The 18442-nt window shown below is 72.3% G+C and carries 20 protein-coding genes and 1 pseudogene; 10 read left to right on the top strand and 11 right to left on the bottom strand.

What is annotated here, in order from left to right; translation table 11 throughout:
• The first annotated feature begins 45 nt into the window (after positions 1–45).
• Positions 46–963: an ABC transporter ATP-binding protein gene (locus ACZ6JS_RS22905; protein WP_469300402.1), complete on the top strand. Its 918-nt coding sequence runs from the start codon at positions 46–48 to the stop codon at positions 961–963.
• Positions 960–1781 carry a hypothetical protein gene (locus tag ACZ6JS_RS22900; RefSeq protein ID WP_469300400.1) on the top strand — a complete coding sequence of 274 codons (822 nt, stop codon included), beginning with the start codon at positions 960–962 and terminating at the stop codon, positions 1779–1781. The genes ACZ6JS_RS22905 and ACZ6JS_RS22900 overlap by 4 nt, the downstream gene beginning before the upstream one ends.
• 364 nt (positions 1782–2145) lie before the next feature.
• On the opposite strand, the gene ACZ6JS_RS22895 is transcribed toward ACZ6JS_RS22900, so the two are convergent.
• The 5 genes and pseudogenes from ACZ6JS_RS22895 to ACZ6JS_RS22875 form a co-directional block, all read right to left on the bottom strand.
• Positions 2146–2733 carry a CBS domain-containing protein gene (locus ACZ6JS_RS22895; protein WP_469300398.1) on the bottom strand — a complete coding sequence of 196 codons (588 nt, stop codon included), beginning with the start codon at positions 2731–2733 and terminating at the stop codon, positions 2146–2148.
• 11 nt (positions 2734–2744) lie between these two features.
• Positions 2745–3350 carry a CBS domain-containing protein gene (locus ACZ6JS_RS22890; protein WP_469300397.1) on the bottom strand — a complete coding sequence of 202 codons (606 nt, stop codon included), beginning with the start codon at positions 3348–3350 and terminating at the stop codon, positions 2745–2747.
• A gap of 24 nt (positions 3351–3374) precedes the next feature.
• The gene (locus ACZ6JS_RS22885; protein WP_469300396.1) at positions 3375–4253 is read right to left on the bottom strand and encodes a universal stress protein; all 879 of its coding nucleotides are present in this window, start codon (positions 4251–4253) and stop codon (positions 3375–3377) included.
• Positions 4254–4285: 32 nt separating this feature from the next.
• Positions 4286–4492 carry a hypothetical protein gene (locus ACZ6JS_RS22880; RefSeq protein WP_469300555.1) on the bottom strand — a complete coding sequence of 69 codons (207 nt, stop codon included), beginning with the start codon at positions 4490–4492 and terminating at the stop codon, positions 4286–4288.
• A gap of 350 nt (positions 4493–4842) precedes the next feature.
• A pseudogene (locus ACZ6JS_RS22875) lies at positions 4843–4953 on the bottom strand (CBS domain-containing protein); the annotation flags it as partial.
• A 259-nt stretch (positions 4954–5212) separates the two neighbouring features.
• On the opposite strand from ACZ6JS_RS22875, the gene ACZ6JS_RS22870 reads away from it, so the two are divergent.
• The 5 genes from ACZ6JS_RS22870 to ACZ6JS_RS22850 all read left to right on the top strand — a co-directional run bounded on the left by ACZ6JS_RS22870 (position 5213) and on the right by ACZ6JS_RS22850 (position 11637).
• Positions 5213–6121: a universal stress protein gene (locus ACZ6JS_RS22870; protein ID WP_469300393.1), complete on the top strand. Its 909-nt coding sequence runs from the start codon at positions 5213–5215 to the stop codon at positions 6119–6121.
• Positions 6118–6975 (top strand): universal stress protein, encoded by an 858-nt coding sequence (locus tag ACZ6JS_RS22865; protein WP_469300391.1) that lies wholly within the window; start codon positions 6118–6120, stop codon positions 6973–6975. Before ACZ6JS_RS22870 ends, ACZ6JS_RS22865 begins: the two co-directional genes overlap by 4 nt.
• 7 nt (positions 6976–6982) lie before the next feature.
• Positions 6983–9559 carry a cation-translocating P-type ATPase gene (locus tag ACZ6JS_RS22860; protein ID WP_469300390.1) on the top strand — a complete coding sequence of 859 codons (2577 nt, stop codon included), beginning with the start codon at positions 6983–6985 and terminating at the stop codon, positions 9557–9559.
• A 2-nt stretch (positions 9560–9561) separates the two neighbouring features.
• Positions 9562–9822, top strand: coding sequence for a DUF1918 domain-containing protein (locus tag ACZ6JS_RS22855; RefSeq protein WP_469300387.1), 261 nt, complete (start codon positions 9562–9564; stop codon positions 9820–9822).
• A gap of 81 nt (positions 9823–9903) precedes the next feature.
• Positions 9904–11637: a sensor histidine kinase gene (locus tag ACZ6JS_RS22850; RefSeq protein WP_469300385.1), complete on the top strand. Its 1734-nt coding sequence runs from the start codon at positions 9904–9906 to the stop codon at positions 11635–11637.
• 32 nt (positions 11638–11669) lie between these two features.
• Here ACZ6JS_RS22850 and ACZ6JS_RS22845 read toward each other — a convergent pair whose 3' ends face one another.
• Positions 11670–12134 carry a Crp/Fnr family transcriptional regulator gene (locus ACZ6JS_RS22845; RefSeq protein ID WP_469300383.1) on the bottom strand — a complete coding sequence of 155 codons (465 nt, stop codon included), beginning with the start codon at positions 12132–12134 and terminating at the stop codon, positions 11670–11672.
• A 177-nt stretch (positions 12135–12311) separates the two neighbouring features.
• Here ACZ6JS_RS22845 and ACZ6JS_RS22840 point away from each other — a divergent pair, with 177 nt between their 5' ends.
• Together ACZ6JS_RS22840 and ACZ6JS_RS22835 are read left to right on the top strand one after the other, a co-directional pair.
• Positions 12312–12590, top strand: coding sequence for an SHOCT domain-containing protein (locus ACZ6JS_RS22840; protein WP_469300382.1), 279 nt, complete (start codon positions 12312–12314; stop codon positions 12588–12590).
• 57 nt (positions 12591–12647) lie between these two features.
• Entirely contained in the window at positions 12648–13121 is a 474-nt protein-coding gene (locus ACZ6JS_RS22835) for a pyridoxamine 5'-phosphate oxidase family protein (RefSeq protein ID WP_469300380.1), read from the top strand.
• A 228-nt stretch (positions 13122–13349) separates the two neighbouring features.
• Here the strand turns inward: ACZ6JS_RS22835 and ACZ6JS_RS22830 are convergent, their stop codons facing one another.
• From ACZ6JS_RS22830 to ACZ6JS_RS22810, 5 genes are all read right to left on the bottom strand, one after another.
• Positions 13350–13841: a CBS domain-containing protein gene (locus tag ACZ6JS_RS22830; RefSeq protein WP_469300379.1), complete on the bottom strand. Its 492-nt coding sequence runs from the start codon at positions 13839–13841 to the stop codon at positions 13350–13352.
• A gap of 121 nt (positions 13842–13962) precedes the next feature.
• On the bottom strand, positions 13963–14622 hold the full coding sequence (locus ACZ6JS_RS22825; RefSeq protein WP_469300377.1) for a CBS domain-containing protein: 660 nt from the start codon (positions 14620–14622) through the stop codon (positions 13963–13965).
• A 37-nt stretch (positions 14623–14659) separates the two neighbouring features.
• The gene (locus tag ACZ6JS_RS22820) at positions 14660–15262 is read right to left on the bottom strand and encodes a CBS domain-containing protein (RefSeq protein WP_469300375.1); all 603 of its coding nucleotides are present in this window, start codon (positions 15260–15262) and stop codon (positions 14660–14662) included.
• Between the two features lie 173 nt (positions 15263–15435).
• Positions 15436–16146, bottom strand: coding sequence for a response regulator (locus ACZ6JS_RS22815; RefSeq protein ID WP_469300374.1), 711 nt, complete (start codon positions 16144–16146; stop codon positions 15436–15438).
• 101 nt (positions 16147–16247) lie between these two features.
• The gene (locus ACZ6JS_RS22810) at positions 16248–16919 is read right to left on the bottom strand and encodes a CBS domain-containing protein (RefSeq protein ID WP_469300373.1); all 672 of its coding nucleotides are present in this window, start codon (positions 16917–16919) and stop codon (positions 16248–16250) included.
• Between the two features lie 327 nt (positions 16920–17246).
• Here ACZ6JS_RS22810 and ACZ6JS_RS22805 point away from each other — a divergent pair, with 327 nt between their 5' ends.
• Positions 17247–18278: a PEP/pyruvate-binding domain-containing protein gene (locus tag ACZ6JS_RS22805; protein WP_469300371.1), complete on the top strand. Its 1032-nt coding sequence runs from the start codon at positions 17247–17249 to the stop codon at positions 18276–18278.
• Positions 18279–18442 lie beyond the last annotated feature (164 nt).

Raw genomic sequence — 18442 nt, 5'->3', positions numbered from 1 at the left:
TGGGGTGAGCAGGCGGGCTTCCGGAGACAGGACCAGACTGGGAGCATGGGCGACGGGCCGGCGATCGAGCTGACGGACCTGACCAAACGGTACGGGCCGGTGAGGGGCGTCGACCGGTTGAGCCTCACCGTGCACACCGGTGAAGTCTTCGGCTTCCTCGGTCCGAACGGCGCGGGCAAGACGACCACGCTGCGCTGTCTCACCGGGCTCCTGCGGCCGAGCGAGGGCCGTGTCCGGGTGCTCGGGCTGGATCCGGTGGGCGATCACCTCCGGCTGGCACCCCACATGGGGTACCTGCCGGGCGAACTGCGTTTCTACCCCGAACTCTCCGGAGCGGAGACGCTCGATCTGCTGGCCGCCCTGCAAGGAGTCCCTGTACCCCGGCGCAGCGAGTTGTGCGACCGGCTGGGGCTGACGGGCGCCGTGCTCTCCCGTCCCGTCGGGGGTTATTCGCGCGGTATGAAGCAGAAGCTCGGCCTGGTGCAGGCCATGCAGCACGATCCGCGCCTGGTGGTGCTGGACGAGCCGACCGAGGGGCTCGACCCACTGGTGCAGGGGACGTTCTTCGCCCTGCTGGAAGAGGCCGCCGACGCCGGGCGGACCGTCCTGCTGTCCAGTCACATCCTGCCGGAGGTACAGCGCACCTGCGGCCGGGTGGCGATCGTACGGGACGGCCGGCTGGTGACGGTGGCGAGCGTGGCGAGCCTGCGCGAGGCCCGTGCCCGCCGCATCCGGCTGGCCTTCGCGGACGGGCCCGGCCCCCGTCCCCTGGGTGACGCCGACCGGTGGGCCCCGCACTGGCAGGGTGACCGGGCGGAGCTGCTCGTACCGCCGAGCGAGGTGGTGGACGCCCTGCGCGCGCTGCTGCGACTTCCGGTGACCGATGTGACGGTGGAGGAGGCCGGACTGGACGAGGCGTTCCTGGACCTCTACCGCGACGGCGGTCCGCAGGAGGGGCCGTGAGAGGACGGTGGCCTCTGCTGTGGCTCGCCCTGTACCGCAGGCGCAGGATGCTGGCCGCCCTGATCGTGGGCATGGTCGTCTTCGAGGCGCTCATCGTGGTGGTCGCCAACGCGATTCCTCCGGGGCAGCTCTTCTCCGCGGGCGGGAAGGGGCCGCCCTCGGCCTACCGGGCTTTCAGCGGGTCCAGCGGCGACGTGTCCATCGCCAGCTATCCCGGGCTGCTGGGCGCCGGCCTCACGCACCCGTTCTGGATCGCGATGCAGTTGACCGCGATCGGTTCGCTCGCCGCGGCCGCCGTGGCGGCGGACGTGGAATCCGGGACGGTGGAGCTGGTGATGGTGCGCCCCGTCAGCCGCACGAGACTCCTGGTGGAGCGGACCGCCGCACTGGTGATCGCGGCACTCGCATTGAACGCGGCAGCGACCCTCACCGTCGCGGTGGGGGTGGCCCTGTCACCGGACATCCGCCAGGACGTGCCGATCGGCGGGGTGTTCGCCGCAGGGCTGATGGGAGTGGGATTCGCCCTGTGCCTGATCGGCCCGGCGATGGCCGTGTCGGCGGCGGGACGTAGGCGGGCCCAGGTGGTCGGCGCGACCATCGCGATCGGAGCGGTCGGCTTCGCCGTCAACTTCATCGCGCTGGCGTGGTCACCCGCAGCACCCCTGAGGTACTTGAGCCCGTTCCACTACTACGCGCCGGGCGACGCCCTCGCCGAAGGGGGCGTGCTCTGGCCCCAGCTCTGCGTCCTGGCCGGTGCGGGGGCGGCCGGGCTCCTGGCGGCCCATCTGCTGATCCGACGCCGGGACCTCGCCCCCTGAGCGCTCCGGCGGTCACGCCGGCCGGCTGGTGCCGTGACCGGAATGGTTTGCCGGGGCACGACGCCCGCCCGGCACTCGCCGCGTTGTCGGACCGCGCAAGCACGTCGGCCGGGGCTGGGGGCGCCGGGGGGCCGGGGGGCGGGGGTCGGAGGCTCGGGGAGGCCCAGGCCGGGCGCGGGGCCCCGGGAGAGGCGTTCCAGCGCCCGGCGGACGCCGATGCGGGTTCCCGGCCGTCCACCGCCACGCCGGGAGGCCCGAGCGGCCCGTTTCCGGCCCGAGCGGCCCGTCCGGGGCTCCCGGCCGTCCACCAGCCGCCTCGGGAGGGTCCGAGCGGCCCTCCCGGCCCGACGGGGCCCGTCCGGGCTCAGTCCGGCTCCGCTTCGCCGGTGAGTCTGTTGTCGACGTCGACGACGCCGTCGACGCTCTGGCAGAGCCGGAGGACGATCGGCATCCGCTCGGGCTGTGGCAGCGCGCCGCTGAGCGTCACCACACCGTCGTCGACTCCGACGGTGACGGCTGACGGAGGGATGCGGAGGGTGCGGGTGAGGACGTCCTCGATGATCTCCTCCTGAATGGCATGATCGCTGCGCAGGAACAGCCGGATGAGGTCACCCCGGCTGAGCACGCCGATCACACGGCCCTCGGCGTCGGCCACCGGCAGCCTTTTCACCTGGTGCCGCCGCATGACCCGGGCAGCGCGGACCACGCTCCACTCGGGCCGTGCGGTGATCGCCGGGCTGGTCATCAGGCCCTCGGCCGTCGCCGAACTGGGCGGGCGGCGGAGCAGGTCCGCCTCGGAGACCACGCCGACCGGACGCCCCGATGCGTCGACGACCGGGACGGCGGTGATGTCGAACTCCTTCAGCAGGCGCGCGATCTCCTTGAAGGCGGTGGTACGCCGCACCGTGACCGGGGACGGTGTCATCAGGTCCGAGACGCTGCGGTGTCTCATGGCGGCCGCCCTCACGCGGACACGGGTACGGTGAAGTCCGACCTGACGGCCACGACGCCGGGCACGGTTCCCGCGGCCCGTGCGACGGCGTCCTCGAGTGCGGGCTCCGGCAGCGATCCGTACAGGTAGGCGATGCCGTTGTCCACATGGACGTGTACCTCGGCGGACAGCCCCGGAAGCAGCTCGCACGTGATCATCTCGCGGATCTCGGACCCTATGTCCGCATCGGGTCGCTGATAGACCTTCAGCAGGTCGCCGCGGCTCACGACGCCGGTCAGCCGGCCGTCGCCGTCGACGACGGGCAGCCGCTTCAAGTGGCTGCGGGCCATCAGGCGGGCCGCGGCGTGGAGGGGGGCCTCCTTCGTCACGGTCACGGCCGGCCTGGTCATCAGCCGGCCCGCCGTAGTGGTGTCGGCCGCGCCGGTGCGCGGTGCGTCGAGCAGCAGGTCGGCCTCCGAGACGACTCCCACCACTTTGCCGTCCCCGGCGACGACGGGAAGTGCGCTGACGTTCCACATGCGCAGCGTTTCGACGATGTCCTTGAACGCGGTGGCCTGGTCGACGGAGATCGCGGAATGTGTCATGACGTCGTCGACGGTGCGCAGATGCCGATTCATCGCTCGCGCCTTTCGCTCGTGTTCTCACTCGTGGGCGACGACGGCGACCGGAGCGGCCGCGTGGTGCAGGACCGCGTGGGTCACCGGTCCGAGATGGGCGCCGAGCGGGGAACGGCGCAGACGGCGGCCCACGACGACCAGCGAGGCGCCCTGCGAGGCCCGGACCAGCCTGTCGCCCGCGGATCCCCTGAACACACCGTGGCTGACCTCCACCCCCGGGAACTTCCGCCGCCAGGGCAGCAGCATGTCGTCCAGCATGTGGGTGACGCTTCCGGCGATCTCGCGTTCGTTGTCGGGGTCGAAGAAGGGGACGTAGGTGTAGGCGGGCGGGAGCTTCCAGCCGTGCACGGCACGCAGCCCGCAGCTGCGCCGTTCCGCCTCTTCGAAGGCGAACGCGAGCACGGGATCGCAGGATTCGTGGATGTCGATTCCGACGACCACCTCGGCGCCGGAGGCGGCCTGCGGCGCGGCGGGGCCGTCGGGGGCGTCGGTGATCCGGACCAGGACGACCGGCGTGTCGGTCGCTGCCACGGTGGACATCGACACGGACCCCACGAGGAACCCGGCCAGGCCGCCCAGGGCACGGGAGCCCAGCACAAGCAGTCCGGCCCCCGCCGCCTCGGCCGCCAGGGCGGCCGGTGCACGGGCCGCCAGGCAGCGCGTGGTGATCTCCAGGTCCGGGTGACGGCGGTGCAACTCCTGCGTGGCCTCCGTCAGGGCCAGGTCGGCCCAGCGGTCGATGTCCTGGCGTCCCAGGCCCGGGAGGACCGGGTCCAAGGGCCAGTCGACGGCGTGCACGAGGCGCAGGGGCACGTGGCGCAGGACGGCTTCCTGTGCGGCCCAGCGCGCGGCCCCCCGGCTCTCGGGTGATCCGTCGACCCCGACGGTCACGTGCTCATCCATGGATGGTCGTCCCTTCGTGCGGGCGGGCCACGTCACCGGAGCGGTGTGTGGCGGGCAAGGCCGGCCGGGACCGGCGGCGTGTCGTCGATGCGGGCCGCCACGGGAGAGGCCACGGCGAAAACCCCGTCGAGCCGCTCGACGAGGCCGACGAGTGCGGTGAGCCGGCTTCGGCGGCCGACCCGGCCGTCCATGGTGGCGATGCCGTCCACCACGTGGACGCCGACGTCACCGGCAGGCACTCCGAGTATCTCGCCGGAAACCTCGTCCGTGACGCGTCGGCGGATTCCGGAGTCCGGGCGTACGAACAGGCGCAGGGGGTCCCTGCGGGTGACGATGCCGACGAGGCGGTCCTCCTCGTCGACGACGGGCAGGAGCCGATGCCCCGGCGGGTCGTCAGCCGGGCGGCGTCGGCGGCCGTCTCCTCGGCGCGGCCCGTGATCGCGGGCGCGGACATGAGGCTCGCGGTCGTCGAGGCCTCTGCCAACGGGCCGCTCTCCCGGGCCGGACGGGGGTCCGGTGCCGCGTGGGCCGAGAGGTCGCTCTGCGATACCACACCCACCACGCGGTCCTCGTGGTCCAGGACCGGAGGGCCGGAAACGTCGTGCTGGGCGAGTAGCTCGGCCGGCTCCTGGAGGGCGGCATCCGCTGTCACGGAGACGACTTCGCCGGTCACCAGGTCGCCCACCCTGATGTGCTTCATCGCGTCCTCCTCCTCTTCCGCGTCAGGCGAGCACGGACCTGGTCGCTCTGCCCCACCATCTGCCGGTACGGGCCCTCGCGCGAGGGCCGAACGGTCCCGTCCGGGGGACAGGAGGGCCCGGCGGCCTACGCGGAACGGCCCGGGACGGGCAATGGGGACCTTTGGTCCCGGCCACGGCCCCGGGCGGCCCCTCTGCAGACGGCCGCCACCGATGCAGCGTGGGAGGTGTCCCTCATCGGCATCTCGGTTGGGAGGAATCGTGGAAAACGCATTCCGCACTCCGGACACCAGCTCGGTGGTCGTCGGCGTGGACGGATCGGAGACGGCGCGCACCGCCGCCATGTGGGCAGCCGGGGAGGCCGTACGCCGAAACCGCCCCCTGCACATCATCTACGCGGCCGACACCGACGGCAGGGCCCTGTACGTGTCCGGGGAAACCATCGAACGGGTGCGCGCCAACGGTCGCCGACTTCTGGACGACACCGCGGACGCGGTGCAGGCCGAGTATCCCGATCTGCGCGTGACCACGGAATTCAGCCGCCAGGACGCCGTCAGCAGCCTGCACCGGGCCGGTGCCCTGCACAACACGGTCGTGGTGGGCAACCGCGGCTACGGAGGGTTCGAGTCCCTCATGCTCGGTTCGGTCGGCCTGGACGTCGCAACCGCGGCGATGACCCCCGTCATCGTCGTCCGCGGCGTCGACGGGGCCGAGGAGACCGGCACCGTCCTCGCGGCCGTCCGGGACGAGAACGACCTCCTGTACGCCCGGTACGCCGCGCGCGAGGCCGAACTGCGCAAGGGATCCCTCCGGATGCTGCACGTGTGGAACATGATGGAGTCGGTGGGGCAGGTGGTCAGCATGGTCGACGACCTCGACGAGATCGCCGGCGCGCATGCGCAGGCCCTGCGGGCCGTCAGGGACGCGGTCCGTGACGAGTTCCCCGATCTCGAAGTGCGGGCCGACGCGGAGAAGAGCATCACGGTGGCCGGCGTCCTCGTCGAGGCCTCCCGCCGGGCCGACCTGCTCGTCATGGGGGGCCGCCGGGTGCCCGGGTCCCTGGGCATCGGCCGCAGCCTGGGCCGGGCCACGCACAGCGTCCTGCACCACGCGCACTGCCCCGTCCTCCTCATCCCCCGGATGGGCAGCGACTTCGGGACCCGGTCATGAACAAGCTACGGGGTCGCGAGATCGTCGTCGGGATCGACCCGGCCAGGGACTGGCACCTGCCCGTGGCGTGGGCTGCCGACGAGGCACAGCGCCGCCGGCTGCCCCTGCGGCCGGTGCTCGCGGTTCCGCCCCCGCACGAGACCCACAACCTCGACGACACCCCCGGCCGGACGGCCCTGCGGCAGACGGGCGCCGACAGACTCGGACAGGCCCGCGACTGGGTGCACGACCGGCACCCCGAGGTGGACGTGCAGGTGGATCTGCGGGGAGGTTTCCCCGTCGCCGCCCTGGGCGGCGCGGCGAAGGATGCGCGCATGCTCGTGCTGGGCTCCCGGCACCTGAGCCGCACCGCGGAGTTCTTCAGCGCCGGATCCGTCGTGGTGCCGGTCAGTGCCCAGGCACCTTGTCCGGTCGTCGTCGTGGGCGACTCGGAGCACATCAGCCAGCAGCCGCCCTACGTCGTCGTGGGCATCGACGGCAGCGCGGCCGCCGAGAACGCGCTGGCGTTCGCCTTCGACGAGGCCGACCTGCGCGGGGCCGCGCTCCGCGCGGTGTGCGTGTGGCAGCCGCCGGTCTTCATGCAGGACGGCGAGGAAGTGGCCCCGGGCGCTCGGCGCGCCCTGCTCTCCGAGGCCACTGCCGGTCTGTCGGACAAGTATCCGGACGTCCACGTCACGCACGAGATCCTGACCGGGCACCCCGTCGAGGAACTCGCGCGTGCGGCCGAGCACGCCCTGTCGGTCGTCGTCGGCCGTCGCGGACGCGGCGGATACACCGGCATGAAGCTCGGGTCCGTCGTCCACGGCCTGCTCCATCGGGCGCACTGCCCCGTGATCACGGTCCCGGCGGAATGAATCCGCCATGACCAGCCGCACCTCCGCCGCACGGACCGCCACGGCCCCGTCGGGCCCGGGGCTGACGCACGCCGAAGCGGAGCGCCGGCTGGCCCGCTACGGCCGCAACGAAGTGGCGCCCCCGCGCCCGACCCCGCTCCACCGACGCGTGCTGGCGCAGCTGAGCGACCCGCTGATCATGGTGCTGCTGGGCGCCGCGCTGCTGACCGTCGCGATCGGCGACCATCCGGACGCCGTCGTCATCGGCCTGGTCGTCGTCTTCAACACCACCGTCGGAGTGGCGCAGGAAGTCCGGGCGGACCGCGCTGTCGCGGCGCTCTCCGCCCTCTCCGCCCCTCATGCCCGTGTGCTGCGCGAAGGCGTTCCGCAGGAGGTGCCGGCAGCCCTCGTGGTACCGGGCGACCTGCTGCTGCTGGGGGAGGGTGACATCGTCGCCGCGGATGCCGGTGTCAGCGAGGCGTCCATGCTGTTGGTCGACGAGTCCATGCTCACGGGCGAATCCGAGCCCGTCGACAAGGCGGTCGGCGACATGCTCAGCGCCGGCACCGTCGTCGTACGCGGCCGGGGAGTGGCCACGGCCACCGCCACCGGACCGGCCGGCGCCCTCGGCCGGATCGCGGCACTCCTCGACGAGGGGCGCGACCCCACTCCGCTGCAGCGCCGACTCGCCTCTCTGGGACGCGTTCTGGCGATCGGCACCGTCGCCCTGTGCGTGCTCTTCTTCGCCCTCGGCCTGGCGCGCGGCCTGTCCCCGGCCACCATGGCCGTGACCGCCATCAGCCTGGCCGTCGCCGCCGTACCGGAGTCCCTCCCGGCCGTGGTCACCCTCGCCCTGGCGCTGGGGGCCCGCCGGATGGCGGCCCGCAACGCGCTCGTCCGGCGCCTGCCGGCGGTCGAGACCCTGGGGTCGGTGAGCGTACTCGCCACCGACAAGACCGGCACCCTCACGCAGGGGCGCATGGTCGTCCAGCGGCTGTGGACGCCCTCCGGCACGGCCGATGTCTCCGGCACCGGCTACGCCCCGGAAGGACGTCTGACCCGCGAGGGCCGTCCCCTGACACCCGAGGAACTCCGTCCGCTGCGGGAACTGCTCACGACCGCTGCCCTGTGCAACGACGCCGGCCTGCGGCCACCACGCGAGGGCTCCGACGCGTGGACAGCGGTGGGCGACCCCATGGAAGCGGCCCTCCTGGCGGCCGCCGCCAAAGCAGGCTGCCCGCACCAGGCCGCGCTGCGCGCAGCCTGCCCCAGATTCGCCGAGGCGCCCTTCGACAGCCTGCGCAAGCGGATGACCACACTCCACCACCTTCCCGACGGAAACGTCCTGGTGTGCCTCAAGGGGGCGCCGGAGACAGTGCTCACCTCCACCGTCCTCGCCGAGCCGCAGGAACTCCTGGACCTGGCCCGCAGCCATGCTGCTCTCCTGGCCGCCGACGGATACCGCGTGCTGGCCGTGGCGGGCACCGAACGGCTCGTCTGGGACCAGCCCGTTCCCGAGGCCGAGCACGAGCTCGGCCTCCTGGGCCTCGTCGCCATCAGCGACCCGCCGAAAGCGACGGCCGCCACCACCCTCGCGGCGTGTCGTGCGGCGGGCATCACGCCCGTCCTGATCACCGGCGACCACCCCGCGACCGCGCACGCCATCGCCGTACGCACCGGCCTCGTCGCGGACGGACCTGCCGGTGAGGTGCTCACCGGCCCCGAGCTGACCGCGGCCCCGGACACCGACCTGACCGCCGTACGGGTGTTCGCGCGAACCGACCCCCAGCAGAAGCTGGACATCGTGCACGCCTGGCGCGCCCGCGGTGCCGTGACGGCGATGACGGGGGACGGCGTCAACGACGGTCCCGCGCTCCGCCAGGCCGACATCGGCGTGGCCATGGGCGCCCGCGGCACGGAAGTGGCCCGTCAAGCGGCGGATCTCGTACTCACCGACGACGAACTCTCCACCGTGGTCACGGCCGTCGAGGAAGGCCGTCGTGTCTACGACAACATCCGCCGCTTCCTCGTCTACGCCATGGCTGGAGGAACCGCCGAGATCCTCGTCATGCTGGCCGGCCCGCTGCTCGGGCTGTCCCTGCCCCTGCGCGCCGGCCAGATCCTGTGGATCAACCTCCTGACCCACGGGCTGACGGGCATGGCGATGGGCGCCGAACCCGTCAGCCCGCACGCCATGCACCGCCCGCCCCGGCCTCCCGGCCAGCACATCCTCGCCGCCGGTGTGTGGCAGCGCCTCCTCGTCCTCGCCGTGGCCGTGACGACGTTCAGCCTGAGCGCCGCTCTCGCCGCCCGTGCCATGGACGTGCCCTGGCAGAGCACGCTCTTCCTGGCCCTGCTCGCGGCCCAGCTGGGCGTGGCCATGGGCCTGCGGGCCCGGCTCCTCACAGCCCGCAACCTCTACCTCCCCGCCTCCGTGGCGGCCTCCGCACTCCTCGCGGCGGCCGCCCTCCACGTTCCCGCGCTGCGGTCGCTGCTGGACACCGAGCCCGTCGGCTGGTCAGGCACGGCGCTCGCCCTCGCGGCCGGCCTCGCGGCGTTCGCCGCCGCACGCCTCGTACGGGGCGCCTTCCACAGAAAGGCATGATCATGGAGACCTACGCACCCGGACCGGGCGTCCACGCCGAGGTGGGTGACCAGATCGTCGTCGGCGGGCCCACCGTCGGAGCCCCCGGCCGTGACGGAGAAGTCGTCGCCCTGCACCACGAGGACGGCACCCCGCCTTACGACGTGCGCTGGTCCGACACCGGCCGCACCACCGTGTTCTTCCCCGGCCCGGACGCTCACGTCCGGCACCTGCACACGGAGCGGGGAGGTCCCCGCCGAACGGAGCAGCAGCGCACCGTCTGAACGGAAAGCCGTGCCCGCCGGGACTACCGTGGAGGCGGTGGCCCTCGTGGCCCTACCGTCACCATCGGCCGGAGGTGGGTCATGAGCGCGGATGGCCGACCCGTACCGGGCGGCGTGCCCCGGCTGCGGCTGGACGAGCTCCTCGACGAGCTCCAGGTGCGCATCGACGAGGTCCGGGGCACCCGGGACCGCCTGAACGGCCTCCTCGAGGCCGTCATGTCCGTCGGCCGCGAGCTGGACCTGCCGCAAGTCCTGAACGGCATCGTCGAGGCGGCCGTGGTCCTCGTGGACGCCGAGTACGGCGCGCTGGGCGTCATCGGCGACGACCGCAAGCTGGCCGAGTTCCTGCCCGTCGGCATCGCGGACGACATCCGCGCCCGGATCGGCGACCTGCCGTCGGGCCACGGCATCCTCGGTGAACTGATCCGCCACCCCGAGCCCCTGCGGCTGTCCGAGCTGGCCGAGCATCCCGCCTCGTACGGCTTCCCGCCCCACCACCCCCCGATGCACTCCTTCCTCGGCGTCCCCATCCGCGTGCGCGAAGCGGTCTTCGGCAACCTCTACCTCACGGAGAAGCGCGGCGGAGCGGCCTTCGACGCCGAGGACGAGGCGGTCCTGTCCACGCTCGCCGTCGCGGCCGGCATCGCCATCGAGAACGCCCGCCTCTTCGAGGGGGTCCGCCTGCGCGAGCGCTGGCTGGAGGCGAGTTCGGACATCACCAGCGCCCTCCTCTCCGGCATCCCCCAGGACGAGGTCCTCGCCGGCATGCTGGAGCGGGCCAAGGACATCACCAGCGCCGACCTCGGCGTTCTCTACCTGATGGGCGCATCGGGAGAACTACGCGGATCCCTGGCCCTCGGACACGGCGCCGCAGCCCACCGGGGCGTCGTCCTGCCGAGCGCCGCCGGCACGCTGGCCGAGGCGGCGCTGGCCGAAGGCGGGCTGATCACGGTCGCCGACGTGGCGAGCGACCGCAACGTCACCGTCCGGCCCGAGCGGTGGACGGGATTCGGGCCCGCCGTCGCGGTCACCGTGGGGACCAAGGAGAAACTGAGCGGAATCCTGGTCCTGGCCCGGCGCCATGGCCGCCCCGCCTTCGCCGAAGCTGAAGTCGCCTCCCTGCCGGCTTTCGCCGACCAGGCGGCCCTCGCCCTCGAACTGGCCGACCGGCGCCGCGACGCCGAACAGATGAGTCTGCTCGAAGACCGCGACCGCATCGCTCGCGACCTGCACGACCTGGCCATCCAAAGGCTCTTCGCCACCGGCATGACCCTGCAGAGCGCACAGCGGTTCGTCGACCATCCCGAGGCGTCCGAACGCCTCGCCCGCGCCGTGGACGACCTGGACGCCACCATCAAGATCATCCGATCCACCATCTTCGGACTCCGCGAACACGACGCCGCGGAAGGGTCACCGAAACTGCGCCTGCGCACCGTCCGGGCGGTGGACGCAGCCACCGCAGCCCTCGGCTTCGCGCCCGCACTGCGGATGGAGGGCTTGGTGGAGACCGATGTGCCGGCGGCCGTCGCCGACGAGGTGCCGGCCGTGCTCGGCGAGGCCCTGACCAATGTCGCCCGCCACGCCGAGGCGAGCCGGGCGGAGGTCTCGGTCGTCGCGGCCGACGGCGTCCTGACCGTCACGGTGACCGACGACGGAGTCGGCCTGCCCGACCGGGTGGGCCGACGCAGCGGACTGCGCAACCTCGCGGAACGAGCCGGGAGACTGAGCGGCCGGATGGACATCACCTCGCCCGGACCGGGCGGTTGCGGGACCCGTCTCGAGTGGTCGGTGCCGCTCTCCGAGCCACCGGAGTGACAGTCTGCGGCAGCCCGTTCCGAGGACGCGGGTCACAGGAAGACGCCGCTGCCGTGGGGTGCGTAGAGATCGAGCAGCCGGACCCGCGCGGCCTGCAGCCGATGGGCCAGGACCTGTCCGACCCAGTGGCCGAGTGCCGACCCGAAGGCGGGGTCCGCGTCCATCAGGGCCCGGACACGCATCGCGTCGAACTCGTGGGCCCGGACCGGGGTCATGGCCTCGGCGCCCAAGCGCCATGCGTACGGCTCGAACAGCCAAGAGCAGCCGACCAGTTCTCCGGTTCCGAGGCTCTCGATGACGGCCGGGCGCCGCCCGGGGACGTGCACGTCGAGGGTGACCGTGCCCGACCGGACGATCCAGAACCGGTCCGCACGACCGCCTTCACGGAAGAGACGGCTCCCCTCGTCGTAATGGACCTCGTGGGCCAGTTGCATCAGGCGGGCGCGGCAATCGGCAGGGAGGGCCGCATGGAAACGGATGGGAGAGGGCGTGCTCATGAGTGGCCTCCTGGTCGGTTCCGTTTCCAGTCTCGGCGCACGTGCCTGCCCGGGGCATGGGTCATGTGGGCCCCCGCAGGGACCGAACGGCCCATGCCGGGACGGGAACGAGCGCGGACCCTGGACAGCAGACGACCGGTCCGCGGTCGCCGCTCCCGTCGACCTGGCAGGTGTGACATGTACTGGAACGGTCACGGCATGGGTGCCTGGGGCTGGTTCGCCATGTCCTTCACCACGCTGATCGTCCTCGCTCTGGCCGTGGCGCTGGCCGTCCTGATGGCCCGGGCCTTCAGACAGGACGCGGCCGGACGGGCTGCGTCCGCCAAGCGCGCTGCTGCGTCCGGCACGGCCGAGAACCTGCTGGCGGAGAGATTTGCCAGGGGCGAGATCGACGACGAGGAGTACCAGCACCGACTGATGGTGTTGCGCGGCACCGCCCCCGGGCCAAGGGCGTAGCCGCTCTCCGGCGGCGGGCCGGGTCGCGGTCCGCCCGGCGAAAGGAGGGTACCCGCGATGAAGCGTCGCCGCCCGGCCGACAGGCCCTCCGCCCTGTCAACGGACCGTACGACGGGGAAGCGAACGGCGGAGCTCGGCGCCGCGGAGGCGCTGCGGCTGCTGGAGTCCGTCGGACTGGGCCGCATCGTCTTCACACGGCACGCGCTCCCCGCGATAAGCCCCGTCAGCCATCTCCTCGACGGCGACGACATCATCGTCCGTGTGCAGGACGGCTCGACCCTCGCGGCCGTGCTCGCGGCGCAGGACGGCTCCGACGTGGTCGTCGCCTACGAGGCGGACTCCATCGATCCGGGCGCGGGTCTGGGATGGAGCGTGGTCGCCACCGGCTATGCGAGCCCGGTCACCGATCCCGCAGAGCTGCACCGCTACGCACAACTGCTGAAGCCCTGGCCCGACGCTCCGGAATCGGGTGCCGTCCGGATCAGGCCGGGCGTGGTCACCGGCTTCGTGCTCCGGGCTGACGATGCGTGAGGTGCCGCCCCGGCGCGTGCCGTGTGCTGCCGCCGGGTGGCCGGCCCTGAGAACCGACCCGCGGGGAGGCGGGTCGTCCGTATGCCGAACTCGGCGGGCAGGGCTGTGCGGCGGCCGGACGGGAACCGTTCGGCCTGATGGGGCGCATACGGCGATGGGATGTTCTGAAGGGGACGGAGGGAGTGCGGTGAGGACGCGGAGAAGCGGCTGACGCCGTGCGCCGCACGATCAGGATCCGCGAGAAGCGGGGGGACTCCTTCGCTCCGTCCGCGTCCGGGGGCCGAGTTCGTCCTGCGGACCGGGCGGCTGCTCCAGGACGCTCCAGGCGACGGGCCCGAGGAGGTCCGCCACTCTCCGGAAGACGTCCATCAGCAGGTCGTCCACGGTCACCATGCCCACGACGCGCTGCCCGTCGAGGACGGGCAGCCGCCGGACACCGCTGGTGCGCAGTGTGCGGTAGGCGGCATTGATGTCGGCGGCGGCATCCACGGAAACGGCCGGGGCCGTCATGATCCTGGCGACAGGCTCGTCGCGGCCCAGGCCCCCGGCCACGGCACGCACGGCGATGTCACGGTCCGTGACGATCCCGCACAGTGCTTCGCCCTCCATCACGGCGAGAGCACCGACGCCGTGCACGTCCATGCGGCGGGCAGCCTCGCCGATCGTCGCCGTGGGGTCGACGGATACGGCGGGTGTGGACATGGCCGCGGTGACCTTCATCGTTCGGATCCTTTCCCCGCTACCCCCTGGGTTCACCGTAGGTCCGCGTTCTCCGCCCCGGCGAGGGCCGAGCGGACCGTGCAGCGGGCCCGCTCGGCCAGGACGCCCGCCCCGCGCCGGCTCAGCGGCCCGTAGCGGTGTCGTCGGTCTCCCACGCGAGCTGCTGCGTGACCCGCACGACGCCGTCGACGCTTCGGCACAACCGCTCGACGACGGGGATGATGCTCCTGAAGCGCACCGCGCCGTGGAGGGTCACCACGCCGTCCACCACCTCGACGGACACGGCTCCGGGCTCCAGGTGCAAGGTGCGGTCCAGGACATCCGCGGTGATCTCGTGGAGGATGGCGCCGTCGTCGCGCAGGAAGATCCGCAGCAGGTCGCCACGGGTGACGATGCCGGCCAGGACGTCGTTGTCGTCGACGACCAGGAGCCTCTTGACCCGCTGGCTCTCCATGAGCCGAGCGGCTTCCGCGACGGTCCAGTCCGGCTGCGCGCAGACGGCCGGCGCCGACATGAGCTCCTCCGCCGTCGTGCCGGCGGCCTTGTCGCTCTCCCACGGTTCGGGACGCGGAAGGGAGCGGAACCAGTCGCCCTGATCGGCGGACTTCGGCAGCAGATCACCTTCGGAGATCACTCCCAGGGGGTGGCCCGCCGCGTCGGTGACCGCCACGGCGGACACGTCGTGCTCGCGCAGCGCCCGCACGACGTCCTTGAAAGTGGCATGCCGGGGCACCGTGACGACCTCTCGCGTCATCAGCCGGCTCACGTCTCTGTGCCTCACCGTGTACTCCTTCCGGGATGTTCTGCCGTGGTCGTCGTCAGGCGGGAACCTGCGCGTGGAGCCGGGAGACGACGTCCACGACCCCGGGCACGGCCCGCGCTACGCGTACGAGTGCGTCCGACGTTCCCGGATCGGCCACCTCGCCCTCCAGCCGCACGACGCCGTGATCGACGTGGACGTGCACGATCGCGGATCCGGACGGGATCAGCCGTGCGGTGAGGAGATCGCGCAGCTCCTCGGCGATGTCGCCGTCGGGGCGCAGATAGATCTTGAGAAGGTCGCCGCGGCTGACGACGCCCACGAGCCGGCCCTCGGCGTCGACCACCGGCAGCCGCTTGAAGGGACCCCGGGCCATCAGGCGGGCCGCGCCGGCGATCGTGGCGTCCTTGGGCACGGTCACCGGCGGAACGGTCATCAACTGTCCGGCTGTCACGCTGTGTGACACGTCGGTACCTTCGGCCTTGGCCAGGAGGTCTGCCTCGGAGACCACACCGACGACGCGGCCCTCGGCGGAGATCACGGGCAGGGAGCTGAAACCCCAGCGCCGCATGGCTCCCACGATGTCGTGGATCGGCATGTCGCGGTCGACCGAGACGACGGCGTGCGTCATGACGTCGTTCACGGTGCGAAGGTGCTTCATGATTCCTCCCGCCAGTGAGGTACGCCCTCCCAGGCCCAGGGTGGCCTTGCACGAGGACGGGCAGTAGGGCCGACCGGGTCCCGGAGGGGGCTGACCGGTCCCGTGCGGCACGCCCCGGTCGGTGCCGCAGCGGCGGGCGCTGAGGCGAACAGCCCTCGCGCAGCGCGTTCAGGTCAGCGCTTCGGTGGCGGCGCCCCGCCCTCGTGGCCCTCGTCACGGACCTGCGCGGCGATGACGGCGGCCTGGACGCGGCGTTCGACTCCCAGCTTGCCGAGAAGCCGCGAGATGTGGTTCTTCACGGTCTTCTCCGAAAGGTAGAGCTGCTTGGCGATCTGGCGGTTGGTGAGACCTTCACCGATCAGCGCCAGTACTGCCCTTTCGCGCTCGGAGAGGGTGGCCAGCCGGGCGTCCTGGGGCTCACCGGCGGCTTCCGGGGCACGCAGGGAGCGCATGAGTCGGGCCGTGGTGGCGGGGTCGAGCATGGACTGGCCGGTGGCGACCGTCCGTACGGCGGAGACCAGGTCCGATCCGTTGATCTGCTTGAGAACGTAGCCGGCAGCTCCCGCCATGATCGCGTCGAGCAGGGCGTCCTCGTCGTCGAACGACGTCAGCATCAGACAGGCGAGGCCCGGCATCCGCGAGCGCAGTTCCCGGCAGACGGTGATTCCGTCGCCGTCGGGCAGGCGCACGTCGAGGACGGCGACGTCCGGGCGGAGGGCCGGCCCGCGGGCCAGCGCCTGCGCCGCCGTCCCTGCCTCGCCGACGACGGCGATGTCCTCCTCGGCGTCGAGGAGGTCACGCAGTCCCCGCCGCACCACCTCGTGGTCGTCCAGGAGGAACACCTTGGTCGGCGCCTTGGATGGGGAACCCGGAACATCGGACATGTTCGCCGCCTGATCGGAACCGTGCTGCGTGAGCCTTCACCAGGATTGTCTCAGGGCGGGGCCGTACGCATCCGTCGACCCGCGGTCCGCGACCGCCTCCATTACGGTCGATCGCCGGCCCCTTGGGCCGGAGCCGGGGCCGAGAGGGCGGCCTCGAGATCCATCCGCACATCGACGACTCCTTCGACGGCGCTGATGGCGCGAGCCAGGAGGGGGACCAGAGCACGGTCACGCACTTGCCCGCGCAGGGTGACGACACCCTCCTCCACGGTGAGGTCCACCGGCACACCGGGCGCGAGGTGGGTCAGCACGGCCTGCCGGATCTCCTCCTCCAGTTCCTCGTCCGGCCGCAGGAAGACCTTCAGCAGGTCGCTGCGGCTGACGACGCCCTCCAGCATTCCCACGTCGTTCACGACCGGCAGGCGCTTGACGCGCCTGTGGGCCATGATGCGGGCCGCCTCGGCGATGGTCGCGCTCGGGTGGACGGTGACGGCGGGGCTCGACATGAGTTCCTCGGCGAGGACCCCACCGGCCTTGGAGGCCTCCTCCAGCTGGTCGGGCAGCACGGGCTCCTCCCGGCGGAATTCCTCCTTGGGCAGGAGGTCGGCTTCCGAGACGACGCCGACGACGCGGCCTTCGCCTTCCAGAACGGGGACCGCGCTGACCTTCCATTCGTGCATCAGCTCGACGATCTCCTTGTACGACGCCTCCCGGCCTATGGCGATGGCGGTGTGCGTCATGACGTCACTGACGGTATAGCGGGGTGCGGGCATGACCGGCTCCTTCGCCGTGGTCGAGGGATGCCCCCGGCGCCCGGAGGGCACGCGGGGCGGGCCTTGACCCCTCCAGTCTCGGCGCCCGGCATCCAGTTCGGCAGGGGACCGGTGGGCCCGGGGCGGGGGCCGACCGGCCCCCATGCATCGGCGGCGCTCGCGCATCCGGGCGGTGGTCGCCGCCCGTCTCGCGAAAGGGGCCGTCCGGCCCTCCTGGAGACCGGCCCCGCAGTCCACTCTGGGACCTGGAACGCGTGGGCGGTGGTCGCACGGCGGCTTCACGCACACGTGGTGTGAACGACGTGGCGCAGAAGGCTGGGTGGCAGCGTGGTCTCGTACGTGTACGACTTCACCGAGGGCAGCCGGAACACGGCCGAGCTCCTCGGCGCCAAGGGCGCGAGCCTCGCGGAGATGACGCGCATGGGTCTGCCCGTCCCCCCGGGCTTCACCATCACCACGCAGGCGTGCCGCGTCCTGCGTGCCACGGGTGAGATCCCGGAGGAGCTGGAGAGCCAGCTGGCAGGGCACCTGTCGGCGCTCGAAGCGGGGGAGGGGAGAAAGCTGGGGCAGGTGGACGATCCGCTGTTGCTCTCGGTCCGGTCGGGAACCGAGTTCCCCCTGCCGGGCGCTGTGGAGACAGTCCTGGACATCGGTCTGAACGACCTGTCGGTGCTCGGACTGGCCAAAGAGCAGGGGTGGGGGCGGGAGCGGTTCGCCTGGGACTCCTACCGTCGCCTGGTGCAGATGCTCGGCAGCACCGTCCTGGGTGTACCCCCTTCACTGTTCGAGGACGCCCTCACGCGGGTCAAGGACCAGCACCGCGTGCCGGACGATTCCGCACTGGACACCTGCGACCTCATCCGAGTCGTCGAGATGTTCAAGGACCTCGTCCTCGAACAGAGCGGCAGGGAGTTCCCGCAGGCTCCGGCCGAGCAGCTCCGCCAGGCGGTCCTCGCCGCATGCATCCCGCGGAGCAAGGCGTCGCCCCGCCCCGACCGGAGCGGCGACGGCGCGGTGGGCGAGCCCGATACCGCGGTGACCGTTCAGCGGATGGTCTTCGGGAACGTCGGGGCGGATTCCGGCAGCGGCGTCCTGTACACCGAAGCCACGGCCGGCGGACGCCGCGGACCCGGTGGCCTCTACCTGCCCAACGCCCAGGGCGGGGAGGTGCTCGCGGGTGACCGCGACGCGCTGCCCCTGCGGGAGCTCGCCCTCCTCGATCCGGCCTCCTTCCGCCGGCTCCGCGAGTGCACCGAGCAGCTGGAGGACCATTACGGCGACCTCGAGGCCATCGAGTTCACCATCGAGAACGGCGTCCTGTGGTTGCTCGAAGCCCGGCGGCAGTCTTCCGGAGGCTGATCCGTGGCCGGCCACAGGTCCGTGCCGGTGCCGCGACGCCCGGGAGCCCGCGCACCGGCTGCGGGCCGCCTCCGACGACGGCGGTGTACAGCCGTGGGGCCCCGAGGCCCGGTACCCGGTCCGTCCGTTCGGCGTCCTGCATGAAACTCGACTCCCTTGCCCGT

It is taken from the genome of Streptomyces sp. NPDC046349, from assembly GCF_055587885.1.
This window is presented reverse-complemented; position numbering and strand designations above follow the sequence as displayed.

Coding starts and splice junctions, on each gene's coding strand:
- ACZ6JS_RS22905 (WP_469300402.1), top strand. CDS start 46: ATGGGCGACGGGCCGGCGATCGAGCTGACGGACCTGACCAAACGGTAC.
- ACZ6JS_RS22895 (WP_469300398.1), bottom strand. CDS start 2,733: ATGAGACACCGCAGCGTCTCGGACCTGATGACACCGTCCCCGGTCACG.
- ACZ6JS_RS22890 (WP_469300397.1), bottom strand. CDS start 3,350: ATGAATCGGCATCTGCGCACCGTCGACGACGTCATGACACATTCCGCG.
- ACZ6JS_RS22885 (WP_469300396.1), bottom strand. CDS start 4,253: ATGGATGAGCACGTGACCGTCGGGGTCGACGGATCACCCGAGAGCCGG.
- ACZ6JS_RS22865 (WP_469300391.1), top strand. CDS start 6,118: ATGAACAAGCTACGGGGTCGCGAGATCGTCGTCGGGATCGACCCGGCC.
- ACZ6JS_RS22860 (WP_469300390.1), top strand. CDS start 6,983: ATGACCAGCCGCACCTCCGCCGCACGGACCGCCACGGCCCCGTCGGGC.
- ACZ6JS_RS22855 (WP_469300387.1), top strand. CDS start 9,562: ATGGAGACCTACGCACCCGGACCGGGCGTCCACGCCGAGGTGGGTGAC.
- ACZ6JS_RS22850 (WP_469300385.1), top strand. CDS start 9,904: ATGAGCGCGGATGGCCGACCCGTACCGGGCGGCGTGCCCCGGCTGCGG.
- ACZ6JS_RS22845 (WP_469300383.1), bottom strand. CDS start 12,134: ATGAGCACGCCCTCTCCCATCCGTTTCCATGCGGCCCTCCCTGCCGAT.
- ACZ6JS_RS22840 (WP_469300382.1), top strand. CDS start 12,312: ATGTACTGGAACGGTCACGGCATGGGTGCCTGGGGCTGGTTCGCCATG.
- ACZ6JS_RS22835 (WP_469300380.1), top strand. CDS start 12,648: ATGAAGCGTCGCCGCCCGGCCGACAGGCCCTCCGCCCTGTCAACGGAC.
- ACZ6JS_RS22830 (WP_469300379.1), bottom strand. CDS start 13,841: ATGAAGGTCACCGCGGCCATGTCCACACCCGCCGTATCCGTCGACCCC.
- ACZ6JS_RS22820 (WP_469300375.1), bottom strand. CDS start 15,262: ATGAAGCACCTTCGCACCGTGAACGACGTCATGACGCACGCCGTCGTC.
- ACZ6JS_RS22815 (WP_469300374.1), bottom strand. CDS start 16,146: ATGTCCGATGTTCCGGGTTCCCCATCCAAGGCGCCGACCAAGGTGTTC.
- ACZ6JS_RS22810 (WP_469300373.1), bottom strand. CDS start 16,919: ATGCCCGCACCCCGCTATACCGTCAGTGACGTCATGACGCACACCGCC.